This window comes from Reyranella sp., assembly GCF_044224635.1.
Taxonomy (GTDB): Bacteria; Pseudomonadota; Alphaproteobacteria; order Reyranellales; family Reyranellaceae; genus Reyranella.
Genome location: NZ_JBGAKA010000047.1, coordinates 50,350 through 65,479, shown reverse-complemented (window position 1 = coordinate 65,479; position 15,130 = coordinate 50,350). Strand labels below are relative to the sequence as shown.

Genomic DNA, 15,130 nt, shown 5'->3' with positions numbered 1-15,130 from the left:
TCCCTACGCATACTTGTCCGACGTGCTCACCAGGATCGTCGCAAGACATCCCATGAGCCGCATCGACGACCTCTTGCCCTTCGCCTACGTCAAGCCGAAACCGCTCGATCGCGCCGCGGCCTGACAACATCGCTTACGTTGAGCCGGTTCCTCTCCTCGGCGTAGGCGCGCATCGCTTCGGCTGCCATCTCCGGCGCCATCATCCGGTCCTTGAGGCCGGCGAGCACTCGCTCCTCGAGGGCGGCGCGCGCGATCGTCCGGCTGTTCGCGCAGGAACCATTGGCGACGTGGGCCGAGCAGGCATAGCGGTCCTGGCCGCGCAACGAGTAGGGACCGCCACAGACTCCGCAATGGATCAGCCCGGAAAACAGCGCCTTCGCGATCGCGCGCGGGCCAACGCCGGATGTGAACTGCTCAAAAATGCGCCGCACGACGATGGCCTGCGCCTCATCGATCTCGCGGTCGCCGCGGATCGGCTCACCGCTCGCATCCAACTTCTTCACCACGCGATAGCCGTAGCAAAGGCCACCGCCGGCCTTGCCCTGCTCGACGCGGCCGCGCTAGCCGCGATGCGTCTTCGCGGCAAGGTCCTTGAGCAACAGGGCGTTCATCGTGCCCTTCAAGCCGACATGCAGCTCGCTGATCTCTCCTTCCGCGAGGGTGACGATGGGGACACCAGCGAAGCGCAGATTCTTGAACAACGTCGCCACGTCGGCCTGCTCGCGGCTGATGCGGTCGAGCGCTTCCGCCAGCACCACATCGAACTGGCCTCGCTGTGCATCCTGCAAGAGCGTCTGGATGCCTGGCCGCAGGATCATGCTCGCGCCGGAGATGCCGGCGTCCTTGTAAGCCGCGACAACTTTCCAGTTCTCGCGCTTAGCCTGCTCGCGACAGATGCGGAACTGGTCCTCGATGGAGGCCTCGCGCTGATTGTCGGACGAATAGCGGGCATAAAGCGCAACACGGGTTCATGGAAGATCTCCAGTTGCTCGGCGTGTGCCGAGCGTCAGTCTCCTCAGGCAGCTTCCTTATGGCCAGTCGGCCGGATCAAGACCTCGGCTGAGATGCCGAGCCTCTTATGTAGTTGGCGGATCATCTCGATCGACAGCCCTCGCTTGCGGTTTAGCACTTCGGCGACACGGTTGCGGGCGCCGATCATCGGCTCGAGATCCTTCCGCGACAGACCCTGCTGCTCCATGCGAAACAGAATCGCCTCGATGGGGTCGGGCGGGTCCATCGGATAGTGCTTCGCCTCATAGGATTCGATCAATGTCGCCAGTATGTCGAGCCGGTCGCCTTTGGGCGTGCCGCTCTTGGCGCCCCACAGGCGCTCGACCTCGGCCAGTGCCGCCTCGTAATCCTTCTTGGTGCGGATCGGCCTCAGCTCACTCGCCATGCTCAACCTCCGTCACGTCGATCCTGTCGTATGCCTTGTGCGTACCGATCCATTTTATCCAGACGATGCTCTTCTCGAAATCCACCGATACGACAAGCCGATAGTCATTGCCCTTGATGTTGAAGACGATGCGCTCGGCACTGACGATGCTTGCCGTCGCATAGAGCCTCCTCACATCAGCGGAACTTGTCCAGACCGCCTTGCTGACTTCGTCGAACCAGGCATCGAGGGCTGCTTTTACGGCCCGTTGATCCTTCCGCCCTGAGAGGCCTTCGACAAACTCCCGCAAGGTGCGGCGGGCAATGATCCTCATTGTGCCTCCTTGTAACGCGGTCCCATTATGGGATCAAGACGTTTGTGCCGACACAGCCGATCGATCAGTCTCTTGAGCCGAGCGATCGGCTGGCTATCGGCTTTGTTTGCCGGGAAGACCTCGCTTGCCTGCGTTCGAAAGCTTCGCGGGCCATCTGGCGGCCGACCCCAAGCCGAGCTATCGGCCACGACTGCCGGCCAGCGTCGTCACCGATGGTCTCTTGTCCGATGCGCAGCTAGAGAGCGTCATCTACGCCGGCGAGGCCCATAGTAGTCTTCTCGCGGGTTCGTTTGTGGTCGATAAGACTTTCGACGTCGTCTCGGCCGCACCCGACGACGCCCAGAACGCCGTTCGCTTCCGGCGGGGCTGGATGCTGGGCGACGGCACCGGCGCTGGTAAGGGCCGCCAGGTTGCCGGCATCCTGCTCGACAACTGGCTACAAGGCCGGCGGCGGGCGGTGTGGGTGTCGAAGTCCGACAAGCTGATCGAGGATGCCCAACGCGATTGGTCGGCCTTGGGCATGGAGCGCTTGCTGGTCACTCTGCTCGCCCGCTTCCGCCAGGGCACGCCCATCCGGCTGGAGCGGGGCGTCCTTTTTGCCACCTACGCCACGCTACGGACCGACGCACGCGAGGAAAGGGTTTCGCGGGTCCGGCAGATCGTCGATTGGCTGGGATCGGACTTCGATAGAGTGATCGTGTTCGACGAAAGTCATGCCATGGCCAATGCCGCCGGCGGCAAGGGCGAGCGCGGCGATCAGGCGCCCTCCCAGCAGGGCCGTGCCGGCCTGCGCCTGCAGCACGCGCTGCCCAACGCCCGTGTGGTCTACGTCTCCGCCACGGGCGCGACCACGGTGCACAATCTCGCTTACGCTCAGCGGCTGGGCCTCTGGGGCGGCGAGGACTTCCCTTTCGCGACACGCGCGGAGTTCGTCCAAGCGATCGAGGCGGGCGGCGTCGCCGCCATGGAGGTGCTGGCCCGTGATCTCAAGGCGCTCGGCCTCTATGCAGCGCGGTCCCTCTCCTACGAAGGTGTCGAGTACGAACTCTTCGAGCACGCGCTCACGCCCGAACAGATCCGCATCTACGACGCCTATGCCGGCGCCTTCCAGATCATTCACAACAATCTCGATGCCGCGCTCCAGGCGGCTAACGTTACCGGCGAGCGTGGCACGCTCAACGCGCTGGCCAAGTCCGCGGCGCGTTCGGCCTTCGAGTCCGCCAAGCAGCGGTTCTTCTCGCACCTCATCACATCGATGAAGACGCCGACCCTGATCCGGGCGATCGAACGCGATCTCGAGGCCGGCCATGCCGCGGTCATCCAGATCGTGTCGACCGGCGAGGCCCTGATGGAGCGGCGGCTGGCCGACATCCCGACAGAGGAGTGGGGCCACGTGCAGGTCGACATCACACCTCGCGAGTACGTGCTCGACTACCTGGCGCACAGCTTTCCGACCCAGCTGTTCGAGCCGTTCACCGACGGCGAGGGCAATCTCTCCTCCCGGCCGGTTTATCGTGACGGCCAGCCCGTGCACTGTCGCGACGCGGTTGAGCGCCGCGACCACCTGATCGAACGACTCGCATCGCTGGCGCCGGTCCAAGGTGCGCTGGATCAGATCGTTCAGCGCTTCGGTACAGACCTGGTCGCCGAAGTGACGGGCCGGTCACGGCGGATCGTCCGCAAGGGTGACCGGCTTTGCGTGGAGAACCGCCCAGGCTCGGCCAATCTCGCGGAGGCACAGGCTTTCATGGACGACGACAAGCGCATCCTGGTGTTCAGCGATGCCGGCGGCACCGGGCGCTCCTATCACGCCGACCTTTCAGCCCGGAACCAGCGGCTGCGAGTGCACTATCTGCTGGAGGCCGGCTGGAAGGCGGACACTGCCATCCAGGGCCTCGGGCGCAGCAACCGAACCAACCAGGCGCAGCCGCCTCTGTTCCGGCCGATCGCCACTGACGTGAAGGCCGAGAAGCGCTTCCTGTCGACCATCGCCCGTCGCCTCGACACGCTGGGCGCCATCACCAAGGGCCAGCGCCAGACGGGTGGGCAGGGCCTGTTCCGGGCCGACGACAATCTCGAATCGCCGTACGGCCGCGCGGCGCTCCGTCAACTCTACGTCCTGCTGTTCGCAGGCAAGCTAGAGGGCTGCTCGCTGGAAGCCTTCCAAGCGGCGACCGGCCTGCATCTGACCGATCAGGATGGCAGCCTGCGCGAGGAGCTGCCGCCCATCACGACCTTCCTCAACCGGCTGCTGGCGCTTATCATCGGTTTGCAGAACACGTTGTTCGGTGTGTTCGAGGATCTGCTGCGCGCCAAGATCGAGGGGGCGCAGATCTCCGGGACCTATGACGTCGGTGTCGAAACGCTGACGGCGGAGAGCCTGGTCGTGACCGACCGGCGTGCCCTCTACGTACAGCCGCAGACCGGCGCGGAGACTCAGGTGTTTACCATTCGCCGGCGCGAGCGCAATCGGCCGTTCTCGCTGGCCAAGGCGCTTGAACGTGCTGATGATTCGCGTGCTGTCCTGCTCGTGAACAGCCAGTCCGGTCGTGCGGCGGTTCAGGTCCCGGCTCCCAGCGTCATGCTGGATGATGGTGAGGTCGAACGCCGTGTCCGTCTCCTGCGCCCAATGGAGCGGACGGCGATGTCCGTGGAGGCTCTGGACCAAACGCATTGGGAAAGGGCGGATCGCGCCGATTTTGCCGAGGCCTGGGAGCGCGAGCTTGCCGAGGTTCCCAGCTTTACGGACAGTCACCTTCATATCGTCACTGGCCTGCCGCTTCCCATCTGGAAGCGTCTGCCGGACGAGTCCATGCGGGTCTATCGCCTGCAGTCCGATGCCGGCGAGCGTGTCATTGGCCGGCTGGTCTCGCCAGCCTGGGTGGCGCAGGCCGTCAGTGCCGATGGCGTGAGCATCGCACCTGTGGATGCCTGGACCGCCGTGCTCGACGGTCGAACCATCCTCGAGCTGCAGGACGGGCTGAGCCTTCGTCGCGTCAGGGTTATGGGCCTGTTGCGGGTGGAGCTGGGCGGTTTCAGCGACGGCATGGTCGATCGCTTGAAGGCGATGGGGCTAATCTCCGAGATCATCAGCTGGAAGCTGCGGTTGTTCGTGCCGACCGGCGCCGACGGTCCTGACATTTTTGCCCGTGTGATCGAACGGCACCCGATCGTGCGCATCGCCGATCGGGCCGCGGCGTGAGGAGGCAGTCATGCCATCGCAGGCCGCCGACCTGGTCCGCCGCCTCGCGCGCAATGCCGAGGCGGTATGCCGTCACTATCTCTCCAACGGCCGTCGCGAAGGCCGCTACTGGCTGGTCGGCGATGTTGCCAACACCAAGGGCCGCAGTCTGTTCGTTCGCCTGAGCGGTCCGGATCATGGCAAGGGCGCTGCCGGGAAGTGGACCGATGCCGAGTCGGGGCAGCATGGCGATCTTCTGGACCTGATCGCCCTCAATCGCGGCTTCCACCGCCTGCGCGATACCTTGGACGAGGCACGGATGCTCCTCGCCCTGCCGCCGGATGCGCTTCCACCACGGCAGGATCGGCTGCCGGCGCCGCGGGGTTCGCCCGGATCCGCGCGGCGTCTCTACGCCATGTCTCGCCCGATCGCAGACACCTTGGCGCAGACCTACTTGCACAGCCGTGGCATCACGGCGGCGTCCCTGGGAGAGCCGCTGCGGTTCTATCCGCACTGCTACTATCGGCCCGACGAGCACAGTCCGACCGAGACTTGGCCAGCATTGATCGCCGCCGTCACTGACCTCGGTGGCACAATCACCGGAGCACACCGCACCTGGCTCGATCCATCAGGCCGCGACAAGGCGCCCGTCGATTCGCCGCGACGGGCCTTAGGCCATCTACTGGGCCATGGGGTGCGTTTCGGCGTCGCCGACGACGTCATGGCCGCCGGCGAAGGCATCGAGACCATGCTGTCCTTGCGCATGATCCTGCCGGCCTTGCCGATGGTCGCTGCGCTTTCAGCCAACCACCTCGCGGCGCGACTGCTTCCTGCCGGTTTGCGCCGGCTCTATGTCGCACGCGATGCCGATCGGGCTGGAGATGCTGCAATGGCCAGCCTGTGCCACCGAGCCGAGGCTGACGGGATCGAGCGGCTCGTTCTGTCGCCCGGCCTCGACGATTTCAACGAAGACCTGCGCCGGCTCGGAATCGATGCACTCCGCGCTGCCGTACGGCAGCAGCTTGATCCGCGAGACGCAGCACGTTTCCTGGCCTGAAACGCCGCCGCCGCATCGGCGTGGATACGGCAGCGGCATCGGAAGGCCAATCAGGCCTCTAGCGACTAGCAACCGCAGCCGCGGCGCCCGCCAGGGCAACGCCACTACCGCGATTCACCAAGCGCAACGCGCGCGGCGACGTGAACAGGCGGCGCATGCGTGCCGCGAGGAAGACGTAGCCGCCGAGCACGCAGACGATGATGATGACGATCACCGCCGCCAGCTCGGCAAAGGCAAGCGGCGTGAGCGTGTCGAGATCGACGACGCTCGGCAACAAGGCCAGGAAGAACACCATCGCCTTGGGATTGCCGAGGTTGAGCGTGAGCCCTGCCAGGAACAGGCTCCTTCGCTCGCTTGGCATGTCGGCTGCCTGCAAGGGCCGCACGGGCGCGGTCCAAAGCTTGTAGGCGAGATAGAGCAGCCAGGCAGCGCCGGCATAGCGGATCGTGACGAAGAGGCCGGCATAGGCGGCAGCGAGAGCCGTCAGTCCTACGGCCGCCGCCGTGAACCAGACGAGGGCGCCGACTACCAGACCGAGGATGTACGCCGCCGATCCGCGGGGCTCGCGAGCCAGCACGCGCGCCGTCAGCGCGGTGACGGCAGGGCCGGGAAGGATGAGGACGGCGAAGTATGCGGCGGCGAAGACAAGCAGATGCTCAAGGTCCATGGACCGATCCTTTAGGAAGGATGCCGGTTTCGCCCATGCGAACGAGATGCCTTCGGCCGGCTAGCAATTCCATGGATCGTGCTGGGAATGGGCGACACGTCATGGTTACACGCGACTCCAGGCACCGGTTGCAGAAAACCGGCATCAGCGGTCGCGTTGATTGACGTGAAACGCTTACGGCCGTCCATTCAATGGACGACAGCGTAAACGTAGCAGGATAGCAGCCTGTCGCAAGCACGCTGCCTCTCCCTTGGCCACATCACGCCTGTGGCTATACCCAGCCGTCAGCGAAGAAATCGGCGAACTGTCGGGAACCCGACTCAAAACGACCGGGATCTGCGCTACGAGCGAGTGTAGCCGGTGAACGGAGGAGTGATGGCGCCCGGTCCGACGCTGGCGGGAAAGCGGATCTTGATCGTTGAAGACGACTTCCTGATCGGCGCCTCGCTTTCGGACCTGCTCAGGCGGCACGGCTGCCTCGTCTGTGGACCCGTCTTCACCGTGAAGGACGCCGTCGAGATCATGGGCCGTGAGGCCTTGGATGGAGCCGTTCTGGACTACAAGGTCCAAGACGGTCCCACGCTCGCGATCGTCGACAGGCTGCGCCGGGACGGGATTCCCTTCGCCATCGTGACCGGCTATCAGCGGGGCTGAAGACGGCCCGACACTGCGAGCAGAGAGCAACTTTTGACAATTCAATCCGTACTTGGACCGGCGTTCGCGACCTTGGGCAGCGGTACCCGGTCGGATGCCGGCCCTCTGGCCATCGACTTCGAGGCCTCCTGTTTGCCCTGGCACGGCCGCTCCTACCCGATCGAGGTGGGTATTGCCGATGAGGAGGGTGCGGCGCGTTCCTGGCTGATACGGCCTGCTCCGGACTGGGAGGGGTGGACCTGGACGGAAGAAGCCGAGGCGCTGCATGGTCTCACACGTGAACGATTGCGCGACGAAGGCCAGCCGGTGACATTGGTCGCTTCCCAGCTGAGCGAGGCCATTGGCGGCCGCTCCCTGATCGCCGACAGCGAGCTCGACAGCTATTGGATGCGCACGTTGATGGCGGCGGCAGGCTTCAGCCAGACTTTCGCCATAGAGCATATTGTCAATCTGATCGGGCAGCTCGATCTGCGGGACGAGGACGTCAGGACGTGTATTGAACTCGTCGATCGGCAGGCGCTCCCTCGGCATCGGGCGGCTGCCGACGCACGCTGGCTTGCAGCACTGATCGGAGCGCTGCGGCGGTCCGCCGGCGACCTACGGTTTTTATAGGGCGAAGCGGACCGCTTTGACGTCCGGACGCGATCTCGCGGGCGTAGTCACCTGTCTTGGCGTCTATGTCGCTCTTTGCGGCTGACGTGGCTTGCGGCCCAGCTTGTCCGCAAAGGTGCGATCGAGCGCCGGCAGGATCTGCTCGGCGAGCTTCAGAGGATTGGCGCGGTTGGGCGACAGGCTCCACTCGACCCAGATACCCTTGAGCAACGCCAGGATGGTGAGGGTCACCACGTCGGGATCGATATCGGCATCGCTCTTGCGGGCGATAGCGGCGACCAACTCGTGGACCTGTCGCTCGAACCGGCCGTAGATTTCGTCGTGTACCCGGCGCACCGTGGCGTTGGTCTGCGCCAGGCCCCAAAACAGGAACCGCGCCCGAACGTAGTTGGCATCGAACTGCTGTGGATGCAGGCAGGCGATCAGGAAGGCGTAGAGCCGTTCCGTGGGCGAGGCATGTGGTTTCGCCATCGCCAGGCCGATCTGCTCCTGCACCTTCGAGGAAAGATAGCGCAGGGTCGCGGCGAGCAGCTTGTCCTTGCTGCGGAAGTGGTGGCGCACCATGCCGAGCGAGAGGCCGGCCTGTTGCGCGATCAAGCGAACGCTCAGCTCCTCCGTGCCGTGCTGGCAGATGCAGTGGAATGTCGCGTCGATCAACTGCTGCTGACGCACGTCCGGTGACTGTTTGGAGAAGCTGCGAGTCGCGGATCGGCTGGAAGGCCGTGCGGCCTTCGTATTGAGCTTAGGTTTGGCCATTTGTGCCGCTCTCACTACCCGACCTCTCAGTCCCTACCAAGCCGCAAAAGACCCTTCTCTTGACAGTGATGTTCTAATCCTCCATCTCTTTATACAATCGTATTAAGTCTGATCGAGGGATGGAAATGGACCACACGATAGCGAACGTGCGTCCGGCGACGGATATCGGCGAGACACGGCAGGAGCTGATCCACGCCCGGCATCTTCCCGGCGGCATCTACTCGTCCCCGGCGATCTACGAGGAGGAGCTGCAGCGCTACTTCTATCGCGACTGGCTCTACATGGGCCGGGTGGAGCAATTCGCCAATCCGGGCGACTACGAGGCGCGCCGCGTGCTGGGCCGACCGATCATCATCACGCGCGACAAGGACGGCGTGCTCGGCGCCTTCTACAACATGTGCCGCCATCGCGGCGTCGAGGTAGCCGAAGGCAAGGGCAACGCCCGCGTCTTCAAGTGCCCGTACCACGGCTGGACGTACGACCTGTCCGGCAAGCTGGTCGGCGCCGCCTACATGAAGGACAGCGACGGCTTCGATCCCAAGACCTGCCGCCTGCCGCGCATCAATCTGGAAGTCTGGCGCGGCAACATCTTCATCAGCTTCGCCGCCGAGCCGCCACCGTTCGCCGAGTCGATGGCCGAATTCGAGAAGGATTTTGCGCAGCTCGCTACCGAGAAGTGCCGGCTGGCCGACGTGACACGCCTCGAGCTGAACTGCAACTGGAAGTTCATGCACGAGAACCTGATGGACTTCTATCACGTCGGTGTCCTGCACGTGAAAAGCTTCGGCGCGCGCTTCTCGTGGACGACCGACAACGTCCGGCTGAAGGACAATGGCGGCATCACCATCCGCTACGACGCCGCGCCCTCGACCCCCGGCGGCGAGGCGCTGTTCGGCAAGGCGCCGTGGCTCGATGCCCAGCCCAACAGCTTTGCCTGCACCGGCTTCATGCCGCCGAACATGACGCTGTTCGGGCGCATCGACTGCGTGAAGATCATGGTCGGTTGGCCGATCGGTCCCGACAAGTGCGAAGTCTTCATCTACATGCTGTTTCCGGAACCGTTCTTCGCCGACCCGGAGTTCGACCGGAAGCTCAAGGTCTACAAGGACTATCAGGCGATCATCTACGAAGAGGACCGCTCGATGATCGAGTCCATGCAGCGCGCCATGGCGCTACCGGTCTACGAGCCCGGCCGCATGTCGGTGATGGAAAAGCCGATCCATCACTTCCTGAACGGCTACCTCGATCGCATGTTCGGGCCGCGCGGCTGATGCAGCCTGCCGTCGGCGAGATGCAGCTCCGGGTGCACTCTTTCGCCCGGTCGCCGGAGCAGGCGGCGTTCCACGATATGCTAGCCGGCGGTCCGTTGGCGCCGCATGTCCGGTTCCACTTCGGCATCGAGCCCAACGGCGTCTCGCCGATCCTTCGGGAACTGCTATCGACCCGGCACAGCGGCGCGCATCTCTATGCCTGCGGTCCCGTGCCCTTCATGGATGAGGCCCGCCGGATCGCCGAAGGCTGCACCAATCTGGCCGGCATCCATTGGGAATATTTCACGCTGCCGGCGTATGTGCCCGAAGCGGGCGGTGTCTCGGATGCCTTCACGGTGCGCCTGGCACGCGCCGGCAGGACCTTCGAGGTGCCGGCGGACAAGTCGATCCTGCAGGTGCTGATCGAGAACGGCGTGACGATGGACTGGTCGTGCATGGAGGGCGTCTGCGGCCTGTGCGCGACGCGCGTGCTCGAGGGCGAGCCCGATCATCGCGACGACGTGCTGAGCACCGAGGAGCGGCAGCGCGACCGGCTCATGACGGTTTGCTGCTCGCGGGCGCGGGGAGGGCTGCTCGTCCTCGATCTCTAGGGCGGCGGTGGGCGATTCGATTTCTTGGTGAGGGAGGGAATGATGAACAAGGACATTTCGCGCCGGTCGGCGCTGGGCGGCATGGCGACGGCGCTCGCGGCACCGGCAGTGTTCGGCGGCGGCAGCGCCCGGGCGCAGGATGGCGGCACGATCCGCTTCGGCGGCTCGCTCGGCATGTCGGGCCGTTACGCCGAGACCGGCCTCAACATCCGGCACGGCTACGAGACTGCGATCAAGTTCATCAACGAGCAGAAGGGCGGCGCCGAGATCGGCGGCAAGAAGTACAAGCTCGAGCTCGCCATCGTCGATGACGCCAGCGATCCGGCGCGCGCGACAGCGCTGATCCAGCGCCAGGTCGACGGCAATGTCAGCTTCTTCCTGGGCTCCTACGGCAGCAACGTCGTGCTGCCCTGCGCCGGCATCACTGAAGCCGCCGGCAAGCTGACCGTCCAGGTCGGTGCCTCCGCCGACCAGATCTTCCAGCAGGGCTACAAGAACATCTTCGGCTTCTTCCCGCGCGCGAGCCGCGCCTGGGTGACGAGCGTCGATTTCTTCAAGTCGATCACGCCCAAGCCCAAGACGGTGTCGATCATGGCCACCAACGACGCCTTCTCCAAGCTCAACGCCCAGGCCGCGGCGGCGGGCTGCAAGGAGATTGGCCTCGAAGTGCTCGACCTGATCCAGCTGCCGGAGCAGATCAGCGACGTCTCGAGCGCGCTGGCGACGATCCGGGCCAAGACGCCGGACATCCTGATCACCACCACGGTCGACCAGAACTCGCTGGTGATCGTGCGCCAGATGATCGCCACCGACACCAATGTGCCGCTGCTCTACCAGTTCCTCGGACCGCAGCTGCCGATGTACCGCGAGAGCCTGGGCGCCAAGGCGACCGGCGTGATCATGCAGCTGCCGTGGGAAGCGCGGATCGACTTCAAGGATCCGGTGTTCGGCAGCACCAAGGCCTATATCGACTACTACAACAAGACCAACACCCGCGCACTCAGCTACCATACGGTCGGCGCGTCGGCGTGCATCACGACCTATTTCGAGGCGATGCGCACGGCGGGCAGCCTCGATCCGGCCAAGGTGCGCACGGCGCTCGCCGCGACCAACCTCATCACGGCCTTCGGTCCGGTGAAGTTCTCGCCGGAAGGCGACGGCGACGCCGTGGCGATGGGCGCGAAGATCGGCCAGGTGCAGAGCGGCGAGGTCCAGGTCGTCTTCCCGGCCGACCTGAAGACCGCCGACCTGATCTTTCCGACGCCGTCCTGGGCCAAGAAGGGCTGACCGGACGGAAGACGCCATGAACGCGGCACTCCTGCTCCAGACGCTGGTCGACGGGCTGATCCTGGGCGGAATCTTCTCACTGTCGGCGGTGGGATTCTCCCTGATCTTCGGCGTGCTGGGCGTCGTGAACCTCGCGCATGGCGTCTTCATCATCGGCGGCGCTTACCTCGGGCTGTGGCTCAAGAAGGCGCTGGGCCTCGATCCGCTGGCGTCGATCCCCGTCGTCTTCGCCATGCTGTTCGTGATCGGCGCCGCCCTGCAGCGCACGCTGGTCGCGACGGCCATTCAACGCGGCTCGCTGATGACCAGTCTGCTGATCACGTTCGGGGCCAGCCTGATTCTGCGCGATGCCCTGATCATGGCGTTCGGACCGGACATCCAGACATTGTCGTCGGCCTGGCTGCTGCGGACGTTCCATGTCGGCAGTGTCGTGGTCGATGGCGCCCGGGCGACCGGCCTGATCGCCAGCCTGGTGCTGCTGGCTTTGCTGGCCCTCGTGTTGAACGCGATGAAGGTCGGGCGGGCTATCCGCGCGACGGCGCAGCAGAGCTTTGCCGCGGGCCTCTGTGGCGTCGATGCCGACCGCATCTATACCCTGACCTTCGGCGTCTCGGCGGGCTTCGCCGGCGCTTCGGGCATCATCATCGGCATGATCAACCCCTTCTCGCCGTTCGACGATGCCTCGTGGACGCTGAACGCTTTCGTGACGGTCGTGCTGGGCGGTGTCGGCAGTCCGCTTGGGGCACTATTGGGCGGTCTGATGCTGGGCGAGATCAGCACGCTGTCGTCGCAGTATATCGGGCCGCGCTTCCCCACCGTCTTCATCTTCTGCGCGCTGCTGCTGATGCTGATCGTCCGGCCCAACGGCCTGCTGGGCAACGCCTACAAGGCCTCGGTCTGATGGACGCCTTCAACACGCGCATCCCGGCCGGGGTGTGGTTGCTCTCGGCGGCGCTGCTGGCGGTCGCGCTGGTCCTGCCGTTCGTGCTGCCGCCGTTCCAGCTTCGGCTGGCGCAGCAGATCCTGCTGTTCGGCGGCATGGCCATCGGCTGGGGATTGCTGGGCGGCTTCACCACCTACTGGAGCTTCGGCCACACCGCCTTCTTCGGGTTGGGGGCCTTCGCGGCCGGTCTGCTGGGCCAGCAACTCGATCCCGGCCTGTCGGTCGCCATGAAGCTGCTGATCGGCATGGTCTTCGCCGTCGGCCTGGCACTGATCGCCGCGGTCGCGATCTCCATTCCGGTGCTGAAGCTGCGCGGCATCTACTTCGCGATCGCCATGCTGGCCTTCGCGGAGATCCTGGGCGAGATCACCAAGGCCTTCGATTCCTTCCACGGCACCTCGGGCTTTCCGCTGCCGGCGCTGCTGATGCCGGGCCTGACGAAGGTGCAGCTCTTCTACTTTCTTTTCCTGGCGCTGTTCATCGTCAACGTCGCGGTGTTCGTCTGGCTGCGGCGCTCGCGGATCGGCATGGGCCTGACCTGCGTCGGCCAGGACGAGGACACCGCCGCCATGCTCGGCATCCCGACCGAGCGCTACAAGCTGATCGCCTTCGTGCTCAGTGCCGTACTGACCTCGATCGGCGGCGTGCTCTACGGCTACAGTCTGGGCTTCATCAGCACCGGCTCGGTGTTCCGTATCGACATCAGCCTCAACCTGATCCTGTACAGCATGCTGGGCGGCATCGGCACGGTCGCCGGCCCGGTCGTCGGTGCGGCGCTGATGATCATCCTGACCCAGGTCGTGCTGGGCGACCTGCTCGACCTGCACATGGCGCTGACCGGTGCGGTCCTGATCGCCATGGTCACCTTGGCGCCCAAGGGCATCATGGGCCTCGTGCAGAAGTTCTGGAGCCGCCGATCGGCCGTAGAGGCCAAGACGTGAGCATCCTTGCCGTCGAAGGCCTAACTAGGCAGTTCAAGGGGCTGCGCGCCATCCAGGACCTGTCGTTCGCCGTCGAGGCCCGCAGCATCACCAGCATCGTCGGTCCCAACGGCGCCGGGAAGTCGACGCTGTTCAACATGATCTCCGGCTACCTGAAGCCGACCGCCGGCCGCGTCCTGTTCGAGGGCCGCGAGATCACTGGCAAGCCGCCCCATCTGGTCTGCGGCATGGGCATCGCGCGCGCCTTCCAGATCGCCAAGCCTTTTCCTGAGCTGTCGGTCGAGAAGAACGTCCTGGTCGCGGCGACGTTCGGCCGCCTTGGCCCGCGCGATCCGCAGGCGACTACCGAGCGCGCCATCGAGATCTGTCATCTGACGGCCCGGCGGAACCAGCCGGCCTCGGCGCTCAGCATCGGCAACCTGCGGCGGCTCGAGCTGGCGCGCGCCATCGCGGCGCGGCCGACCCTGCTGCTCGCCGACGAGCCCTGCGCCGGCCTCAACGAGACCGAGACGCGCGAGGTGATCGGCGTGCTGTCGACCATCCGCGACACCGGCGTGACGGTGCTGCTGGTCGAGCACGACATCAAGGCGGTGCGCCGCGCCTCCGACCGCGTCATCGTGATCGAGGCCGGCCGCAAGATCGCCGACGGCACGGCGGCCCGGGTCTTCTCCGACCAGGCCGTGATCGACGCTTATCTCGGCACGGCCGGCGCATGAGCACGCCCGCTACCGGACTGGTGCTGGACGGCATCGACTTCGCCTATGGCGGCGCCCGTGCCCTGAACGGTGTCTCGCTGGCCGTGCCGACCGGCGGCGTCGTGGCGCTGCTCGGCTCCAATGGTGCCGGCAAGTCGACGACGGCGAAGGTGATCGCGGGCGCCCTGCGGCCGGCCAAGGGCACGATCGTGTTCAACGGCGAGGCGATCGCCGGCCTGCCGTCGCATCAGGTGATGCGGCGCGGCGTCGTGCTGGTGCCCGAAGGCCGGCTGGTGTTCGCGCAGATGACCATCCAGGACAATCTGATGATGGGTGCCTACAAGGAGAACCGCAGCGCGCGCGTTGCCGAGCTGCTGGAGCAGAACTACGCACGGTTTCCACGGCTGAAGGAGCGGCGGCATCAGCTCGCGGGCTCGCTGAGCGGCGGCGAGCAGCAGATGCTGGCGATTGCCCGCGGCCTGATGGCCGAGCCGCGGCTGCTGGTGCTCGACGAGCCCTCGCTCGGCATCATGCCCAAGCTGGTGCAGGAGATTTTCGCACTGATCCGCCGGATCGCCGAGCAGGGCGTCTCGATCCTGCTGATCGAGCAGAATGCCCGCGCCTCGCTGGAGCTGGCCGGCTATGCCTATGTGCTCGAGAAGGGCCGGATCATCCTGCAGGGCGAGGGGACGAGGCTGCTGGCCGACGCGTTCGTCCAGAATGCCTACCTCGGCACCGACGCTTGAGCGGCGCTGACGATCGGGAGG

General features: G+C 65.3%; 16 protein-coding genes and 2 pseudogenes. 12 read left to right on the top strand and 6 right to left on the bottom strand.

What is annotated here, in order from left to right:
- Window positions 1-13: 13 nt before the first annotated feature.
- Entirely contained in the window at window positions 14-124 is a 111-nt protein-coding gene (locus tag ACILR9_RS30115) for a hypothetical protein (protein ID WP_395713674.1), read from the top strand.
- Here the strand turns inward: ACILR9_RS30115 and ACILR9_RS30110 are convergent.
- The 4 genes and pseudogenes from ACILR9_RS30110 to ACILR9_RS30095 all read right to left on the bottom strand — a co-directional run bounded on the left by ACILR9_RS30110 (window position 90) and on the right by ACILR9_RS30095 (window position 1,709).
- Complete coding sequence (locus tag ACILR9_RS30110; RefSeq protein WP_395713672.1) at window positions 90-506, bottom strand: recombinase zinc beta ribbon domain-containing protein; 417 nt, start codon at window positions 504-506, stop codon at window positions 90-92. The genes ACILR9_RS30115 and ACILR9_RS30110 overlap by 35 nt on opposite strands.
- Before the next feature lie 54 nt (window positions 507-560).
- Window positions 561-950, bottom strand: a pseudogene (locus tag ACILR9_RS30105) (recombinase family protein); the annotation flags it as partial.
- A 65-nt stretch (window positions 951-1,015) separates the two neighbouring features.
- The gene (locus ACILR9_RS30100; protein ID WP_395713671.1) at window positions 1,016-1,396 is read right to left on the bottom strand and encodes a type II toxin-antitoxin system HigA family antitoxin; all 381 of its coding nucleotides are present in this window, start codon (window positions 1,394-1,396) and stop codon (window positions 1,016-1,018) included.
- Window positions 1,386-1,709 (bottom strand): type II toxin-antitoxin system HigB family toxin, encoded by a 324-nt coding sequence (locus ACILR9_RS30095; RefSeq protein ID WP_395713670.1) that lies wholly within the window; start codon window positions 1,707-1,709, stop codon window positions 1,386-1,388. The genes ACILR9_RS30100 and ACILR9_RS30095 overlap by 11 nt, the downstream gene beginning before the upstream one ends.
- Window positions 1,710-1,869: 160 nt before the next feature.
- On the opposite strand from ACILR9_RS30095, the pseudogene ACILR9_RS30090 reads away from it, so the two are divergent.
- Window positions 1,870-4,911 (top strand): annotated as a pseudogene (locus ACILR9_RS30090) (strawberry notch family protein); the annotation flags it as partial.
- A gap of 10 nt (window positions 4,912-4,921) precedes the next feature.
- Window positions 4,922-5,947 carry a toprim domain-containing protein gene (locus ACILR9_RS30085; RefSeq protein WP_395713669.1) on the top strand — a complete coding sequence of 342 codons (1,026 nt, stop codon included), beginning with the start codon at window positions 4,922-4,924 and terminating at the stop codon, window positions 5,945-5,947.
- Window positions 5,948-6,005: 58 nt separating this feature from the next.
- Here ACILR9_RS30085 and ACILR9_RS30080 read toward each other — a convergent pair whose 3' ends face one another.
- Window positions 6,006-6,614 (bottom strand): LysE family translocator, encoded by a 609-nt coding sequence (locus ACILR9_RS30080; protein ID WP_395713668.1) that lies wholly within the window; start codon window positions 6,612-6,614, stop codon window positions 6,006-6,008.
- Window positions 6,615-6,989: 375 nt separating this feature from the next.
- Here ACILR9_RS30080 and ACILR9_RS30075 point away from each other — a divergent pair, with 375 nt between their 5' ends.
- Window positions 6,990-7,268 carry a response regulator gene (locus ACILR9_RS30075; RefSeq protein ID WP_395713667.1) on the top strand — a complete coding sequence of 93 codons (279 nt, stop codon included), beginning with the start codon at window positions 6,990-6,992 and terminating at the stop codon, window positions 7,266-7,268.
- 72 nt (window positions 7,269-7,340) lie between these two features.
- Window positions 7,341-7,880: a hypothetical protein gene (locus tag ACILR9_RS30070; RefSeq protein WP_395713666.1), complete on the top strand. Its 540-nt coding sequence runs from the start codon at window positions 7,341-7,343 to the stop codon at window positions 7,878-7,880.
- 63 nt (window positions 7,881-7,943) lie between these two features.
- Here the strand turns inward: ACILR9_RS30070 and ACILR9_RS30065 are convergent, their stop codons facing one another.
- Window positions 7,944-8,552 (bottom strand): TetR family transcriptional regulator C-terminal domain-containing protein, encoded by a 609-nt coding sequence (locus tag ACILR9_RS30065; protein WP_395713665.1) that lies wholly within the window; start codon window positions 8,550-8,552, stop codon window positions 7,944-7,946.
- Between the two features lie 209 nt (window positions 8,553-8,761).
- On the opposite strand from ACILR9_RS30065, the gene ACILR9_RS30060 reads away from it, so the two are divergent.
- From ACILR9_RS30060 to ACILR9_RS30030, 7 genes are read left to right on the top strand one after another with little or no spacing between them, the layout of a single operon-like run.
- Window positions 8,762-9,907 carry an aromatic ring-hydroxylating dioxygenase subunit alpha gene (locus ACILR9_RS30060; protein ID WP_395713664.1) on the top strand — a complete coding sequence of 382 codons (1,146 nt, stop codon included), beginning with the start codon at window positions 8,762-8,764 and terminating at the stop codon, window positions 9,905-9,907.
- A complete protein-coding gene (locus tag ACILR9_RS30055) occupies window positions 9,907-10,497 on the top strand; it encodes a flavin reductase family protein (RefSeq protein WP_395713663.1) in 591 nt (196 codons plus the stop codon). The genes ACILR9_RS30060 and ACILR9_RS30055 overlap by 1 nt, the downstream gene beginning before the upstream one ends.
- Before the next feature lie 42 nt (window positions 10,498-10,539).
- The gene (locus tag ACILR9_RS30050) at window positions 10,540-11,784 is read left to right on the top strand and encodes an amino acid ABC transporter substrate-binding protein (protein WP_395713662.1); all 1,245 of its coding nucleotides are present in this window, start codon (window positions 10,540-10,542) and stop codon (window positions 11,782-11,784) included.
- 16 nt (window positions 11,785-11,800) lie between these two features.
- Entirely contained in the window at window positions 11,801-12,685 is an 885-nt protein-coding gene (locus ACILR9_RS30045) for a branched-chain amino acid ABC transporter permease (protein WP_395713661.1), read from the top strand.
- The gene (locus tag ACILR9_RS30040; RefSeq protein ID WP_395713660.1) at window positions 12,685-13,668 is read left to right on the top strand and encodes a branched-chain amino acid ABC transporter permease; all 984 of its coding nucleotides are present in this window, start codon (window positions 12,685-12,687) and stop codon (window positions 13,666-13,668) included. Before ACILR9_RS30045 ends, ACILR9_RS30040 begins: the two co-directional genes overlap by 1 nt.
- On the top strand, window positions 13,665-14,384 hold the full coding sequence (locus ACILR9_RS30035) for an ABC transporter ATP-binding protein (RefSeq protein WP_395713659.1): 720 nt from the start codon (window positions 13,665-13,667) through the stop codon (window positions 14,382-14,384). Before ACILR9_RS30040 ends, ACILR9_RS30035 begins: the two co-directional genes overlap by 4 nt.
- Window positions 14,381-15,109 carry an ABC transporter ATP-binding protein gene (locus ACILR9_RS30030; RefSeq protein WP_395713658.1) on the top strand — a complete coding sequence of 243 codons (729 nt, stop codon included), beginning with the start codon at window positions 14,381-14,383 and terminating at the stop codon, window positions 15,107-15,109. Before ACILR9_RS30035 ends, ACILR9_RS30030 begins: the two co-directional genes overlap by 4 nt.
- Window positions 15,110-15,130 lie beyond the last annotated feature (21 nt).